This window comes from Streptomyces sp. NPDC017943, assembly GCF_044328425.1.
Classification (GTDB): Bacteria; Actinomycetota; Actinomycetes; order Streptomycetales; family Streptomycetaceae; genus Streptomyces; species Streptomyces djakartensis_A.
Genome location: NZ_JBIRHH010000011.1, coordinates 75,075 through 89,874 on the forward strand (window position 1 = coordinate 75,075; position 14,800 = coordinate 89,874).

The window sequence follows — 14,800 nt, forward strand, 5'->3', positions numbered from 1 at the left end:
CCGTTACCTCTTTCCGTTCGGGGTGTTCTGGAGCAGGAACTCGACGATCGACGCCACCGTCGCGTCACGCCGGTCGGGCGCGTCGAAGCCCGGAACGAGCACGGTGGCCCGCGGCGCCTCGGCGGCGAGCCGCTCGGCCAGGGCGCGGGGCCGGCGCACGCCGGCACCCGGGAGCACCAGCAGCGGGGCGGGGAGGGTGCCGATCCACTGGTCCGGCACGGAGAAGTGGGCCCGGTCGTCGGGGAACATCGCGTCCCGGAAGCGCACCAGCAGGGTGATGTACTTCTCGCGCCGGAAGGTGAGCATCTCCTTGCGGAACTCCTCGTCGTCGTGCAGCCGCGCCGCGAACGGGCCGGCCTCGAGGTTGCGGGCGAAGACACCGTCGCGGGCCGCGGCCGCGAAGACCGCGCCGAGGCCCTCGGTCTCCGGGTCGTCGAACCCGGCGGCCCGCACCAGCCTCATCGTCGCGTCGAAGAGCCCGAAGAAGTCGCCCAGCGAGGTGTCCGCGTCCCGGCCGGCCGGCTCCTGCGCCACGATCGACCGCACCCGCTCCGGCGCGTCGTGCGTCAGCCGCCAGGCGTGCACACAGCCGAACTCGGCGGCCACGACGTGGGCCTGCTCGGCTCCGACGGCGTCGAGCACGGCCAGCTGGTCGCCCACGGTCTGTTCGTAGGAGAACGGAACGGCCGGGGCGGCACTGCGGCCGGCATGGCGCTGGTCCATCGCGATCACCGTGAAGTGCTGCGACAGTTCACGCACCGGGTCGTAGAAGTTGTCGTTCCAGGTGTCGATTCCGCTGCTCACGTGGCCGGGGGCCAGCAGCAGCACGGGGAAGCCGTCCCCGTGCACCTCGTAGTGGATCCGTGCGCCGTCCTGGCGGATGACCTCAGGCATGTGCTTCTCCCCTGTCCTTCCGGATCGCCGCCAGGAGCTCTGCGGCCATCGCTTCGGAGTTCTCGATCGGTGCTGCGTGACTTCCGTCGATGACGCGGAGCACGAACGCGCCGCGTGTCAGGTGGTGCCAGCCCCGCATGGTCCCGTCGGGAAGGACCGGGTCGTCCTTCGCCGCGACGGCGACCACGGGGACGTCGAGCGGGGGACGGTCGTCGACGAGGCCGTCCCGGTGGTTGGTCGACAGAACCGCGTCGTGGACCAGGGCGGTGCGGTACGAGGCGAGCAGCTCGGGGCTCTTCAGCACCTCGTCCGGCAGGATGCCCCGGAAGACGTCCGCCAGGTCCGCGACGGACGCCTGGTCGAGCGAGGCGGCCAGCTCCTCCATGCGGCGCATCGCCGGCGGCACTTCGGCGAACGGCGGCAGCGCGCACGCCGGTACGAACGTCAGCGGCGGGGCGTCCGGCAGGGAGGACAGGAACCGGGTCAGTTCCCAGGCCATCCAGGAGCCCTGGCTGTGCCCGTAGACCACGGTGGCCACCTGCGGGCGGTCCACCAGTTCCGCGGCCGTCGCGGCGACCACGTCGCGCATCACCGTCGCGGGGGCCTCGTCCGAGCGGGCCTCCCGGCCCGGCATCTGCACGGCCAGCAGTTCCACGTCGTCGGGAAGGTGCCGGATGAGCGGCACGTGTCCTGCGGTGGTGCCGCCGCCGCCGGCGATGCAGACGATCCGGGCCCGGGGCTCGGCCGACGGCTTCAGGGTCCGTAGCCAGCGGGACGCGCCGCCGGTGGCCGTTCCCGCCGTGGCACCGTCCAGTTCCCGCAGGAGGTGACGGGCCACGCCCAGGCAGCCCTCGTCGCCGAGGACGGTCTGCACGGGCACGGTGACTCCGGTGAGCTGGGCGATCCGGCCGCGCAGACCGAGTGCCGCCAGGGAGTCCATGCCGAGCTGGAACAGCGGCCGGCCGGAGGTGAGGGAGCCGCCCGGCAGGCCCAGGATGTCCGCCGCCTCGCCCACGACCAGGTCGAGGGCGGCGGGCAGCCGCTCGTGCTCGCTCAGCGCGGCCAGCCGGTCCGTCAGGCCGTGGGGCCCGCCGGAAGCGGGAGCGGGTGTGCGCTCGGCCGCGGGCCCCTGGCGCGGCCCCTGCTTGCGCAGCCACTGCTCCAGCAGCGGGACGATCCGCGCGACGCTGTCCTCGAGGTGCTCGGGCGCGTCCAGCAGTTTCGCGACCTCGGCGGCGCCACCGGCGTTCACCGCGTCCCACAGCGCCTGGCCCGCACGGGCCTGCGCGGTCCGCGCCCGCGGCGCCTGCCGCCAGTGCCGGTGGCGCTGGAAGGCGTACGTGGGCAGCGGCACCGGGGTAGGGGCGCCCTCCGGCGTGCCGAGGAGCCCGAGGGCACCGAGGACCCGGTCCCAGTCCAGCTCGTGGCCCTGCACGTGCAGCTCGCCCAGTCCGCGCAGCACCTGGCTCATGCCGCCGCGCTCGCGGGCCAGCGATCCGGTGACGATGCCACCGCGCTCGGCGCATCCGTCGGCGAGCGGCAGGGACAGCAGCGGATGCGGGGAGATCTCCACGAAGACGGTGTGGCCGTCGTCCAGCAGCCGGTTCAGCGCCCGGTCGAAGCGGACCGGCTCGCGCAGGTTCCGGCACCAGTAGGCGCCGTCCAGCTCGGGGCCGGTCACGACCTCCCCGGTCACCGTCGAGTAGAGGGCGGTGCCGGCCCGGCGCGGGGTCAGGTCCGCGAGCCGCTCGGCCAGCACGGGCAGCACCAAATCGACCTGCGCGCTGTGGCCCGCGTAGTCCACCTTGATCTTGCGGGCGTACACGTTCCGCGCCCCGAGCTCGGCGACGATCCGGTCGATCGCGTCCGTCTGCCCCGAGACGACCGTGGAGCGCGCGGTGTTGACCGCTCCGACCGACAGCGTCTGCCCGTAGGGGGCGAGGAGCTCCTCCACCTCGGCGACCGGGCGCCCGATCAGCGCCATGCCGCCCTCGCCGGCGCACTCCAGCACGGTCCGGGAGCGGGTGGCCACGATCTCGGCGCCCTGCTCCAGCGTGAGGGCGCCGCTGATCACCGCGGCCGCGATCTCGCCCTGCGAGTGGCCAACGACGGCGGCGGGTTCGACGCCGAGGGAGCGCCACACGGCGGTCAGGCCGATGGCCATGGTGAACACCGCGGGCTGGGACACGTCCGCCCGGTCCAGAGGCGGCAGTTCCCCACCCCGGCCGGCCAGCAGTTCCTGTACCGACCAGCCGGTGAACGGCCTGAGCGCGGTGTCGCACGCCGCGACCGCTTCCCGGAAGGCGGCGCTGGTGGACAGCAGTTCGCGGCCCATGCCGGCCCATTGGGAGCCGCCGCCGGGGTAGACGAACGCGACCTTCGTGCGCCGCTCGGCGGTCCCGGTGACCACCGCGTCGTGGGTCCGGCCGTCGGCCAGGGCCTGGAGTGCCCGCACCAGACCGGCCCGGTCGGTGGCGGTCACGCTCGCCCGCGAGGCGAAGTGCGTACGGTGGCGTGCGGCGGTGACCGCCACCTGTGCCGGCCGCACGTCCGGCCGGCCGGCCAGCCACGACGCCCAGCGGCCCGCCTGCTCCCGCAGCGCCGCCTCGTCGCGGCCCGAGACCACCACGGGCACCAGGGGCGCCTCGCCGCCCGCGGGCTCGCCGCCGTCCCGCGCCAGGGGTGCCTCCTCCAGCACCACGTGCGCGTTGGTGCCGCCGAGCCCGAAGGCGCTGACGCCCGCGCGGCGCGGGACGGCTCCCGGTTCCCAGTGCTTCAGTTCCGTGTTGACGTAGAGCAGTTCGGGGTCGAGCTCCATCTCGGGGTTCGGCTTGTCGAAGTGCAGGCTGGGCACGAGCTGCCGGTGGTGCAGCAGGAGGGCCGCCTTGATCAGGCCCGCGACGCCCGCGGCGCTGTCCGTGTGGCCGATGTTCGTCTTCACCGATCCCAGCGCGCACGGCTCGGACCGTGCGGCGGTGGCGAGGACCTGCTGGAGGGCCTGCACCTCGATCGGATCGCCGAGCCTGGTCCCGGTGCCGTGGGCCTCGATGTAGCCGATGGTGTCGGCGGTGACGTCGGCGTCGGCGTGGGCGGCGGCGATGACGCGTGCCTGGCCCTCGACGCTGGGGGCGGTGAAGCCGACCTTGTCGGAGCCGTCGTTGTTGACGGCGCTGCCGCGGATCACCGCGTAGACGGTGTCGCCCGCCGCCAGGGCGTCGGACAGGCGGCGCAGGACGACGACGCCGACGCCGTTGCCCAGCACGGTGCCCGCCCCGTCCGCGTCGAACGCACGGCACGTGCCGTCGGGCGAGAACACCAGGCCCTCCTGGTGGAAGTAGCCCTGCTCCAGCGGGTAGCTGAGGGAGGCACCTCCCGCCAGGGCGATGTCCGACTCGCCGCGCAGCAGGCTCTCGCGGGCCAGGTGCGTGGCGACCAGGCTGGTCGAGCAGGCCGTCTGGACGGTGAGCGCGGGCCCGCGCAGGTTCAGCTTGTGGGCGACCCTGGTCGCCAGGAAGTCGTTCTTCGTGCCGACCATCGTGCGGTAGAACTCGGACAGGTCGGCGGCGTCCTCGCTGTGGAGGTAGCCGCTCTGCCCGGCGCCCGCGAACACGCCGACGGCGCCGTCGAACCGGCCGGGCACCTGCCCCGCGTGCTCCAGCGCCTGCCAGGCGCACTCGAGGAACAGGCGGTGCTGCGGGTCCATGGTGTCGGCCTCTGCGGGCGAGCAGTCGAAGAACTCCGCGTCGAACAGGTCGGCGCCCTCGACGAACCCCTTGGCCGGGACGTACGCCGGGTCCTGGAGGGCGTCCTCCGCGACCCCCGCCTCGCGCAGCTCCTGAGGGCTGAACCGCCGGATCGACTCGACGCCGTCCTTGAGGTTGTCCCAGAAGGCGTCGGCGTCCGCGGCGCCGGGCAGGCGGCAGGCGAACCCGACGATGGCGACCGCGTCGTCGCCGGCCGGCCGGCGGACCGCCGCGGTGGGGCGCGTCCGCGGGGAGGGTGAGGCGCCGCGCAGGAAGCCCGCCAGCTGCCGGACGGTCGGGTAGCGGAAGAGTGCCGAGAGGGGGAACTCCCGCCCCAGTCCCTCGCAGATCGTGCGGTGCGCCTCGAGCGCCGTCATCGAGCCGGCGCCGAGCTCGAAGAAGCCTCGGTCGAGGTCCACCCGGCTCAGGTTGAGCACCTGCGCCCAGGCGCGGCAGATCAGGTCCTCCAGCGACTCGTCGCCGGCGGCCGCGGCCACGACGGCCGCGGGGGCCGGGGCGGGCAGTGCCAGGATGGCCTGGCGGTCCACCTTCCGGTTGGGCGTGTGGGGCAGCTCCTCCATGCGCACCAGCTGGGAGGGCACCATGTACGACGGGACGCGGTCCAGGAAGTACCGCAGCAGGGCGTCGTCGCTCTCGTGCCCGCCCTCGGCGGGCGTCCAGTACAGGCACAGCCGCGGGTCGCTGCCCTCGTCCCTGCGGACCACCGCCGCGCACTCGGCGACCGCCGGGTGCTCACCGGCCACCGCCTCCACCTCGCCCAGCTCGATGCGGTGGCCGTGCAGCTTGATCTGGGCGTCGCTGCGGCCGCAGTACTCCAGGCTGCCGTCCTCGCGGTAGCGGACGATGTCGCCGGTGGCGTACATGCGCGCGTCGTCCGTGCCGGCGAACGGGTCCGCGACGAACCGCTGCGCGGTCAGCTCCGGGCGGTTCAGGTAGCCGCGCGTGACGCCGAGACCGCCGATGTGGAGCTCGCCGCGGCTGCCCCGGGGTACCCGGGCCCCGTGCCGGTCGAGGATGTACAGGCTGGTGTTGCGGACGGCGTCTCCCAGGGAGACCTCCCCCGCCTCGGCGTGCCAGGTGGTGGACCAGACGGTCGTCTCCGACGGGCCGTAGATGTTCGTCAGTCCGCCGCGCACGGTGCGCATCAGCCTGGCGGCGAGCCCCCGGTCCAGTGCCTCCCCGCCGACGATCATCCGGTCCAGGCCGCCCAGCAGGGCACGGCCCGCGGCGTCGGCGAGGAGCAGCCGGGCGAGCGACGGCGTGCACTGCAGGTGTGTCGGAGCGTAGGAGCGGTAGGCGGGCCACTCGCCGACGCTGCCCTGGGCGATCACCACGCGGTAGCCGCGGGTCAGCGTCCACAGCAGTTCGACGGTGGAGATGTCGAAGGAGGGGCTGGTGACGGCGAGCCAGGTGTCGCCGGTGCCGCCGCCGATGCGTTCGTCGACGGCGTGGCAGAAGTTGACGAACTGGCCGTGCTCGATCAGGACGCCCTTGGGCCGGCCGGTGGAGCCCGAGGTGTAGATGACGTAGGCCAGGTCCGTCAGGGCCGGCGGGGTCGCCTCGGGCAGCGCGTCCCCGGCGGGCACGGGGGTGACGCCCAGCTCGTCGGCGAACACCAGCCGGGCGCCCGTGCCGGTCAGGTCGCCGGCCGTGGTGGAGCGGGTGATGACCACGTCCAGGCCGCTGTCCTCGACGACGTAGGCCACCCGGGCCTGCGGATAGCCAGGGTCGATGGGCAGGTAGGCGCCTCTGGCCAGCCAGATGGCGAGCGCGGACACCACCAGCTCCGCGGAGCGCGGCAGGTGCACGCCCACCGGGGTCTCGGGGCCCACCCCGGCCGCGCGCAGCCGCTCGGCCAGGGCGGCGGCCCGCCAGGCCGTCTCCCGGTACGTCAGCTCGGCCCCGTCCGAGACCAGCGCCACCGCGTCGGGGGTACGGCGCGCCTGGTCCCAGACCAGCTCCAGCGCCGTCGGTTCGCCGGGGCTGTGCGGGCCGGCCAGGCCGCCGCGTGCGACCAGCCAGTCGAGCTCCTCGGGGCCGAGCAGCTCCAGACGGCTCAGCGCGCGCTCCGGCTCCCGCACGACCGATTCCAGCAGGGTGCGGAAGCCGTCCAGCATGCGCTGCGCCGCGGGTCGGCTCAGCACGTGCGCCTGGTACTCGAACTCGCCGCGCAGTTCGTCCCCGCAGGGGATGAGGGAGACGCCGAGCTCGAACTTGGAGGCGCCCCGGACGTTGCCCGCGAGGCTGCCGGTGGCGGGCAGGTTCCACGTCGCGTCGCCGTCGCCCACGGTGGGCATCGCCGCGCCACCGTAGTTGAAGACGGCGCGGAACAGCGGGTTCTCCTCGCCCGTCCGCTGCCCGCCGACCCTGCGGACCAGCTCGGTGAGGGGGACGTACTGGTGGTCGAACACACCCCGGACCCTGGGCGCCATCGAGGCCAGCAGTTCCTCGAAGGTCGGGTCGCCCGTCAGGTCGCAGCGCAGCGGCAGGGTGTTGGCGAGGAAGCCGAAGGTTCCCGTCAGACCCGGCAGCTGCCGGTTGGACCAGACGGTGCCCACCGCGAAGTCGTCCTGGCCGGTGAAGCGGGCCAGCAGCGTGGCGAAGGTGCTCACCAGCACCGTGTAGGGGGTGACCGAGGTGCGGGCGGCGAGCGCCTCCAGTTCGCTCCTCAGGGCGGCCGGGACGGTGAAGTAGAGGGTGTCGCCGCCCTGGTCCTCCTGTGCGACGCCGTCCGGCCCGGGCGGGAACTCCAGCCGCTCCACCCCGTCGAGTTCGGCTGCGAAGTGGGTGAGGGCGTCCTCGAAGCGGCCCTCGGCCAGGCTGCGCCGCTCCCATGCGGCGAAGTCGCCGAGGTGGAACTGCGCGGGGCCCGGCTCGGGTTCGCGCCCGGCCTCGAACTCCTGGCAGGCGTGGAACAGTTCCATCAGGAACAGCGACAGCGACCAGCCGTCGGTCACGGCGTGGTGGACGCTGAAGCACACCACCTGTTCGTCGTCGGCCAGGTCCAGCACCCGGCAGCGGAACAGCGACGTGCCGCTCAGGTCGAACGGTTCGAGCTCCTCGTGCCGGATGCGCGCCTCGATCGCCTCGGCACCCCGCCCCCGCAGGTCCTCGAACGCGACGTCGACGGGGACGCCGCTGTGCACGACCTGGACGAGTTCGCCCTCGCGCACCTCCAGGCCGGTGCGCAGCGCCTCGTGCCGGGCGGTGATCCAGGTGAGCGAGCGGGTCAGCACGGTGTGGTCCAGCGGCCTGGCCGTCCGGATCCGCATCGCCACCTTGTACTGGGCGGAGCCGGGGTTCATCTGCTCCAGGAACCACAGGCGCCGCTGGCCCTCGGTGGCCGGGTGCACGTCGCGGGCCGGAACGCTTTCCAGCGGCGGCATCGCCGGGTCGTCGCCGGCCGCCGCGAGCAGGTGCGGCAGCAGGTGCCCGGCGAGAGCCCGCGCGGTCGGATAGGTGAAGGCGAGGTTGGCGGGGAAGGCGCTGCCCGACAGTTCGCACAGCCGGTTGCGCAGCTGCAGGCCCATGATCGAGTCGAGCCCGAGCTCCTGGAGCTTCTTGTCGGCGGGAACAGGCTCGGCCGCGCGCAGCACGGTCGCGGCCTCGCGGCGGACGAGGTCGAGGAGCGCGTCCGCCCGCTCCTCGTCCGGCATCGCGGCCAGCCGGGCGCGCAGTCCGGCCGGACCCCGCACACCGGTGTCCTCGTCCTGCGTCCGCCGCGGGGCGGCGGACCCGGCCGGCGCCGTGGCGGGCAGCGGCACGTCGGCCCAGTAGCGCGTGCGCTGGAACGGGTACGTCGGTGCCTGCGCCGGGTCGGCGGCCGAGCCGCCGTCCAGGATGCGGTGCCAGTCCACGGCGTGGCCCTGGACGTGCAGGGCGGCCAGGGAGCGCAGCAGCTGGGAGAGTCCGCCGTGGTCGCGGTGCAGGCTGCCGACGACGGCACCCGCGACGCCGGTGGCGCCGGTGGTGGCCTCGGTCAGGGTCATGCCGAGGACCGGGTGGGGGCTGATCTCGACGAACACGTCGTGGCCGTCCGCCACCAGTGCGGCGAGGGCCAGGTCCATCCGGACGGTGTCGCGGACGTTGCGGCACCAGTAGGCGGCGTCGAGTCCGGCGCCCTGCACACGGGTGCCCGTCACCGTGGAGTAGAACGGCACAGCCGGCGCGTCCGGCTCCAGCCCGCTCAGCTGTTCGGCGAGCCAGGGCAGGACGGGGTCCACGTGCGAGCTGTGGCCGGCGGTGTCGGACTGGATGCGCCGGCTGAAGACATCCGTGCCGGACAGCCCTTCCAGGAAGGACTCGACCGCGTCGGCGTCACCGGAGACGACCACGGACGTGGCGCTGTTGACGACGGCGACGGACAGCGCACCGCCGTACGGCGCGATCCGCTCCTCGACCTCGGCCGGCGCCATCTCGACCAGGGCCATCGCGCCGCGGCCGCTGCACTCGCGCAGCTGGCCCTGGGAGCGCAGCGCCGTCAGCCGGGCGCCGTCCTCCAGGGACAGCGCGCCCGCGACCACGGCCGCGGGCACCTCGCCCTGGCTGAAGCCGACCACGGCGGACGGCTCCACCCCGAGGGACCGCCACAGCTCGGCCAGGCCGATCATCATGGTGAACAGGGCGGGCTGGAGGACGTCGATGCGGTCGAACGGCGGCAGGCCGGCGTCCGGCGTCTCGCTCAGCAGGTCCGCCACGGACCAGCCGGTCCACGGCGACAGGGCCGCGTCGCACCTGCGCACCGCCTCCCGGAACACCTCGGACTCGGCGATCAGAGCGCGGCCCATGCCGATCCACTGGCTGCCCTGGCCGGGGAAGACGAACACGGGCTTGGTGCGCTCGTGGGCCGTGCCCACCACGGTGTCGGGGTGCGGCAGCCCGTCGGCGAGCGCCCGCAGTGCCGCCACGGCCTCCTCCCTGTTCGAGGCCGGGACGCCGGCGCGCGCCGGGAGGTGCGTGCGGTGCAGGGCGGCCGTGCGGACCGCGTCGGCGAACGGGAGCCCGTCGGCCGCCTCCAGCCACGCCGCCCACTGCTCGGCCTGGGCGGCCAACGCCCGTTCGTCGTGAGCGGAGAGCAGCAGCGGCAGCCGGTCGGGCAGTTCGCCCACGGCGGGCTGCCCGCTCACGGCGGCGACCTCGGGCGACGGTGCCTCCTCCAGGACCACGTGTGCGTTGGTGCCGCTGATGCCGAACGCCGACACACCGGCGCGGCGCGGGCGTTCGCCCCGCGGCCAGGTGCGCTCCTGCTGCAGGAGCCGGAGTCCGCTGCCCTCCCATGCGATGTGGGTGCTGGGCTGCTCGGCGTGGATCGTACGCGGCAGGCGCTCGTGCTGGAGTGCCAGGACCATCTTGATCACGCCGACGACACCGGCGGCCGCCTGGGTGTGCCCGATGTTCGACTTGGACGAGCCGAGGTGGACGGGGGTGTCCGCGGCGCGGCCCGGCCCGAAGACCTCCGCGAGGGCGCCGGCCTCGATCGGGTCGCCCAGCGGGGTGCCGGTGCCGTGGGCCTCGATGGCGTCGATGTCGGCGGGGGTGAGCCGGCTCGCGGCCAGTGCCTCCTGGATGACCCGCTGCTGCGCAGGGCCGTTGGGGGCTGTCAGGCCCTGGCTGCGGCCGTCCTGGTTGACGGCGGAACCGCGGATCACGGCGAGCACCCGGTCGCCGTCGCGCCGGGCGTCCGGGAGCCGTTTGAGCAGCAGCACACCGGCGCCCTCGGACCAGCCGCCGCCGTCGGCGCCGGCCGAGAAGCTCTTGCACCGCCCGTCGGGGGACATCGCCCCGAGCCGGCTGGACTCCACGAACATGCCCGGCGAGCTCATCACCGTGACGCCGCCGGCCAGCGCGGCGTCGCACTCGCGGTTGCGCAGGGCGGTGGCCGCCAGGTGGAGGGCCAGCAGCGAGGACGAGCAGGCCGTGTCCACGGTCACCGCGGGCCCCTGCAGGCCGAGCGCGTAGGAGATCCGGCCGGAGATGACGCTGACGGACACGCCCGTGCCCTGGTAGCCGTCGAGCAGTTCCAGGTCGGTGCGGATGGTCTCGTAGTCGGGGCGCATCGCGCCGATGTAGACACCGGTGCGGCTGCCCTTGAACTGGTCCTCGCGCAGTCCGGCCCGCTCCAGCGCCTCCCAGGCCGTCTCCAGCACGAGCCGCTGCTGCGGTTCCATCGCCTGCGCCTCGCGCGGTGCGATGCCGAAGAACTCCGCGTCGAAGCGGTCGATGCCGTCGATGAACCCGCCCTCACGGGCGTAGCTCTTGCCGGGCGCGGTGGGGTCCGGGTCGTACAGGTCGTAGGCGTCCCAGCGGTCGGGCAGCGGCCCGATCGCGTCCCTGCCCTCGGCCAGCAGGTCCCAGAACGCCTCGGGGGTGGTCACTCCCCCCGGCAGACGGCAGGCCATCGCCACGATGGCCACCGGCTCGTGGCGCTGGTTCTCCAGTTCCGCGTTGCGCTGCTGAAGCTGCAGCACCGCGGCCATGGCGCGCCGCAGTCGCTCCTCGTTGGCCTGAGCGTTCATCTCTGCCTTCCGTCTCTTCCGCAGTGCGTCGCGGTGCCGTGGTCAGGGGTGCGGGAGGAGGCTCAGCGCTCGACCGTCACGTCCATGTAGGGCGGGAACTCCGGCAGCCGGCCGCCGTCGTGCTCCAGCACGTTCACGCCGTCGCGCTGCCCCACCTCGCGGAACCCGGCGAACTTGTAGGTGACGTACATGGCGCGATTGCGGGAGGTGGGCACGAACTCCGCACGCAGGCGCACCCCGGCCTCGTGGGCGGTGCGGATGAGGTGGCCCAGCAGCACCGAGCCGACACCGCGTGACATCACCCGGCACGACATCAGCAGCAGTTTCACCGTCCACACGTCGCTGCCGCGCTCCACGAGGGACAGGCCGATCCTGCCGTAGGTGCCGTACCGGTCCTCCAGACCCGCGACCAGCAGGTCGTGACCGGGCGAGCGGCGGAAGGCGTCGAGTTCCTCGTAGGAGTAGGTGTAGCCGGTGGCGTTGAGCTGATTGGTGCGCACGGTCAGTTCCTCCGCGCGCTGCAAGTCGCGTTCCTGGGCGGGGGTGATCGTCATGCGCATCCCCAGGGAGGCGAGGAACTGCTCGTCGGTGCCGTGATGGTCCGCCTGGGCCTGGGCGCGCCGGGCGTCGGCCCGGTACAGGTGGCGGCGCTCACGCGAGTCGGAGGTGACGAACCGCGGCCGCATCCGCGGCAGGTCGGGGATGCCGGCGGCGTCGGCGGCGTCGACGCACAGCACATCGGCGTGGACGAAGCCCACCTCGTCCCGTTCGAAGGGCTGGTCGTCGACGAAGGCCAGGGTGTCGACGCCGATGTTGATCGCCTCGGCGACGGCCGTCAGCGACTGCGCCTTGCTGCCCCAGTTGATCTGCGGATGCAGGAAGTACTCGGCGATGCCGAGCTCCTGGAGCTTCGCCATGGCCGCGTCGTGGTCGTTGCGGCTGGCAATGGAGTGCAGGATGCCGCGCTCGTCGAGGGTGCGGATCACCTCGACGACCTCCGGCCGCAGTGTGACGTCGCCGTCCTCCAGCAGCACGCCGTCCCACACGGTGTTGTCCAGGTCCCAGACCACGCACTTGACGGTCTTGACAGAAATGACGGTGGCGGTCATCGCTCACTCCTCGATGCGTGTTCCTGGAACGCGTACTCGGCAAGGCCCACCTGGTGCAGCTGCGCACTGCCCTCGATGATCTCCATCACGCGGGAGTCGCCGAGCAGGCGCTGGACGGGGTAGTCGGCGCTGCAGCCGTTGGCGCCGTGCAGCTGCACGGCGTCGGCGGCGGCCCGCCCGGCGGCCGCGGCCGCGAAGTACTTCGCGGTGGACGTGGCGGCCGGCGCGCCCGGGTCACGCGCGTCGCGCAGCCGCCCGGCCTCCAGGCACAACAGCCGGGCCGCACGGGCGTTGGTGTACATGTCGCTGATCAGCCGGCGCACCAGCTGGTGCTCCTTGATGAGCGATCCGAACTGCTCGCGCCGGGACGCGTAGTCCACGCCGGCGTCCAGGGCCGCGTCGAGGATGCCGACGCAGCCCCAGCCGACGGTGTAGCGGCCCAGGTCCAGGGCGGCGCCCACCACGTGGGAGACACCCAGGCCCGCCCGGGCGAGCAGATGGCCGCCGGGAACCCGGCAGCCGTCGAGGCGGACATGGGCGGTCATCGAGGCACGGATGCCGATCATGTCCTCGATGAGCTCGGTGGACAGTCCCGGAGTGTCCCGCTCCACCAATAGGGCCGTGGGGCCCTCGGCGGAGCGCCCCACCAGGAGGAAGACGTCGGCGCTCTCCCCGTAGGTGATCCACTTCTTGTGGCCGGTCACCACGTAGTGGTCACCGTCGCGTTCGATGCGGGTGCTGACACCGGCCGCGTCGCTGCCCGTGTCCGGCTCGGACACGGCGAGCGCCGCGATCCGCTCACCGCTCGCCAGCCGGGGCAGCCAGTTCCGCTTCAGCTCGCGGCTTCCCCAGCGGGCGACGGCGTGCGCCACCATCGAGTGCACGGTGAGCAGGCTGCGCACCGAGGAGCAGGCGCGGCCCAGTTCACCGGCGAGCAGCCCCAGGGTGACCGCGTCGCAGCCGCCTCCGCCGAACTCCTGCGGCACCTGGATGCCGAGCAGGCCCTCGTCGGCGAGGAGCCGGATCACCTCCGGCGGGGTGCGCTGGGCACGGTGCCAGGCGTCGGCATGGGGTGCGATGTGGCGGTCGGCGAAGGCCCCGAACTCCTTGCGGGCCTGCTCCTGCCGCTCGGTGAGCGCTCCGGTCATCGTCGTCGGCCCGTCCGCTCTCGTCTACTGCGGGACGGGGACGGACAGCTTGCGGGTGACGAACGCGTCGAGCGCGCTGATGGAGCGGAAGTGCTCCAGCTCCAGGTCCTCGTTCTCGACCGTGATGCCGAACTCGTGCTCCACGAAGGACACCAGCTGCATCGCGAACATCGAGCTGACGAAGCCGAGTTCGAAGATGTCGTCGTCGTCGGCCAGGTCCTGGACCGGGAAGAAGCGCGAGAGGTACGCGGCGATCCGCGCCTTGGTGGTGCCCTGATCGGTACGGGCGGTGGGGTGGGTGGTCATGGTGATCGTCATCCGTCCTGTCGAAGTGACCGTGAGCGGGGCGTTGACCGGCCGGCGGACATCGGCGGCGGTCGGAGTGCGGCGTGCAGCCGGTACTCGGGTGCAGCCGGCCCTTGGGTGCAGCCGGCCCTTGGGTGCCACAGGCCCCTGGGTGCCGCCGGTGGTCGGGCCTATGACGGGTGGTCGGAGCGCGACCGGATCAGCGGTAGGTGTGGAAGCCCTGGCCGCTCTTTCGGCCCAGCAGGCCCGCGGCGACCATCTTCTTCAGCAGCGGCGCCGGCCGGTACTTGTCGTCGTTGAAGCTCTCGTAGAGCACCTCGACCGACTTCAGGATCGTGTCCAGGCCGATCAGGTCGGCGGTGGCCAGCGGACCCATGCGGTGCTCGAAGCAGGAGGTGAAGATGCGGTCGATGTCGGCGGCCGGAGCGACCCCGTCCTGCACCAGGAAGACCGCCTCGTTGATAGTGAGCATCAGCACCCGGTTGGACACAAAACCGGGCACGTCCTCGACCACGACGCACTCCTTGCCCAGCCCCGCCAGGAAACGGCGGGCGGTGTCGATCGTGGCCGGCGTGGTGTGGTGGCCGCGGATCACCTCCACCATCGGCTTCATCGGCACCGGGTTCATGAAGTGCATGCCCACCACCCGCTCGGGCCGTGAGGTGAGCGAGCCGATACGTGTGATGGAGATCGCGGAGGTGTTCACCGCGAACACCACGTCCGGGCGCACGATGGCGTCGATGCGCTCGTACACCTGCTGCTTCACCGCGAAGTCCTCGGTGACGTTCTCCACGATGAAGTCGGCCTTCGCCAGCAGCTCGTAGTCGGTGGTGAACTCGACCCGCTCCAGAACGGCCGCGATGTCCAGGGCCGCACCCTTGTCCAGCAGGGCCTGGGTGCGCAGGCTGGTACGCAGCTCACGGCGGGCGTGGTCGAGGACGTCCTCACTGACATCGACGAGGACCACCCGGTGCCCGTACTGGGCCAGACTGTGCGCGACGCCGACGCCCATGACGCCCGCACCGACGACTCCTACGGTCGCGAATTCCATTGTCTACGACTCC

The 14,800-nt window shown here is 73.1% G+C and carries 6 protein-coding genes; all 6 read right to left on the reverse strand.

The window, feature by feature from the left end; translation table 11 throughout:
- Positions 1 to 3: 3 nt before the first annotated feature.
- Positions 4 to 894, reverse strand: a complete 891-nt coding sequence (locus tag ACH4C6_RS29960) for an alpha/beta fold hydrolase (RefSeq protein ID WP_398111761.1) — start codon at positions 892 to 894, stop codon at positions 4 to 6.
- Positions 887 to 11,173, reverse strand: a complete 10,287-nt coding sequence (locus ACH4C6_RS29965; RefSeq protein ID WP_398111762.1) for an amino acid adenylation domain-containing protein — start codon at positions 11,171 to 11,173, stop codon at positions 887 to 889. The genes ACH4C6_RS29960 and ACH4C6_RS29965 overlap by 8 nt, the downstream gene beginning before the upstream one ends.
- A gap of 62 nt (positions 11,174 to 11,235) precedes the next feature.
- Complete coding sequence (locus ACH4C6_RS29970; protein WP_398111763.1) at positions 11,236 to 12,282, reverse strand: HAD-IIIC family phosphatase; 1,047 nt, start codon at positions 12,280 to 12,282, stop codon at positions 11,236 to 11,238.
- Positions 12,279 to 13,430 (reverse strand): acyl-CoA dehydrogenase family protein, encoded by a 1,152-nt coding sequence (locus ACH4C6_RS29975; protein WP_398111764.1) that lies wholly within the window; start codon positions 13,428 to 13,430, stop codon positions 12,279 to 12,281. The genes ACH4C6_RS29970 and ACH4C6_RS29975 overlap by 4 nt, the downstream gene beginning before the upstream one ends.
- Positions 13,431 to 13,454: 24 nt before the next feature.
- A complete protein-coding gene (locus tag ACH4C6_RS29980) occupies positions 13,455 to 13,748 on the reverse strand; it encodes an acyl carrier protein (protein WP_398111765.1) in 294 nt (97 codons plus the stop codon).
- A gap of 187 nt (positions 13,749 to 13,935) precedes the next feature.
- Positions 13,936 to 14,787 carry a 3-hydroxyacyl-CoA dehydrogenase family protein gene (locus ACH4C6_RS29985; protein ID WP_398111766.1) on the reverse strand — a complete coding sequence of 284 codons (852 nt, stop codon included), beginning with the start codon at positions 14,785 to 14,787 and terminating at the stop codon, positions 13,936 to 13,938.
- Positions 14,788 to 14,800: the final 13 nt, after the last annotated feature.

Excerpts from the sequence above, each read along its gene's own strand:
- ACH4C6_RS29970 (WP_398111763.1), bottom strand. The coding sequence starts at position 12,282 with ATGACCGCCACCGTCATTTCTGTCAAGACCGTCAAGTGCGTGGTCTGG.
- ACH4C6_RS29975 (WP_398111764.1), bottom strand. The coding sequence starts at position 13,430 with ATGACCGGAGCGCTCACCGAGCGGCAGGAGCAGGCCCGCAAGGAGTTC.
- ACH4C6_RS29985 (WP_398111766.1), bottom strand. The coding sequence starts at position 14,787 with ATGGAATTCGCGACCGTAGGAGTCGTCGGTGCGGGCGTCATGGGCGTC.
- ACH4C6_RS29965 (WP_398111762.1), bottom strand. The coding sequence starts at position 11,173 with ATGAACGCTCAGGCCAACGAGGAGCGACTGCGGCGCGCCATGGCCGCG.
- ACH4C6_RS29960 (WP_398111761.1), bottom strand. The coding sequence starts at position 894 with ATGCCTGAGGTCATCCGCCAGGACGGCGCACGGATCCACTACGAGGTG.
- ACH4C6_RS29980 (WP_398111765.1), bottom strand. The coding sequence starts at position 13,748 with ATGACGATCACCATGACCACCCACCCCACCGCCCGTACCGATCAGGGC.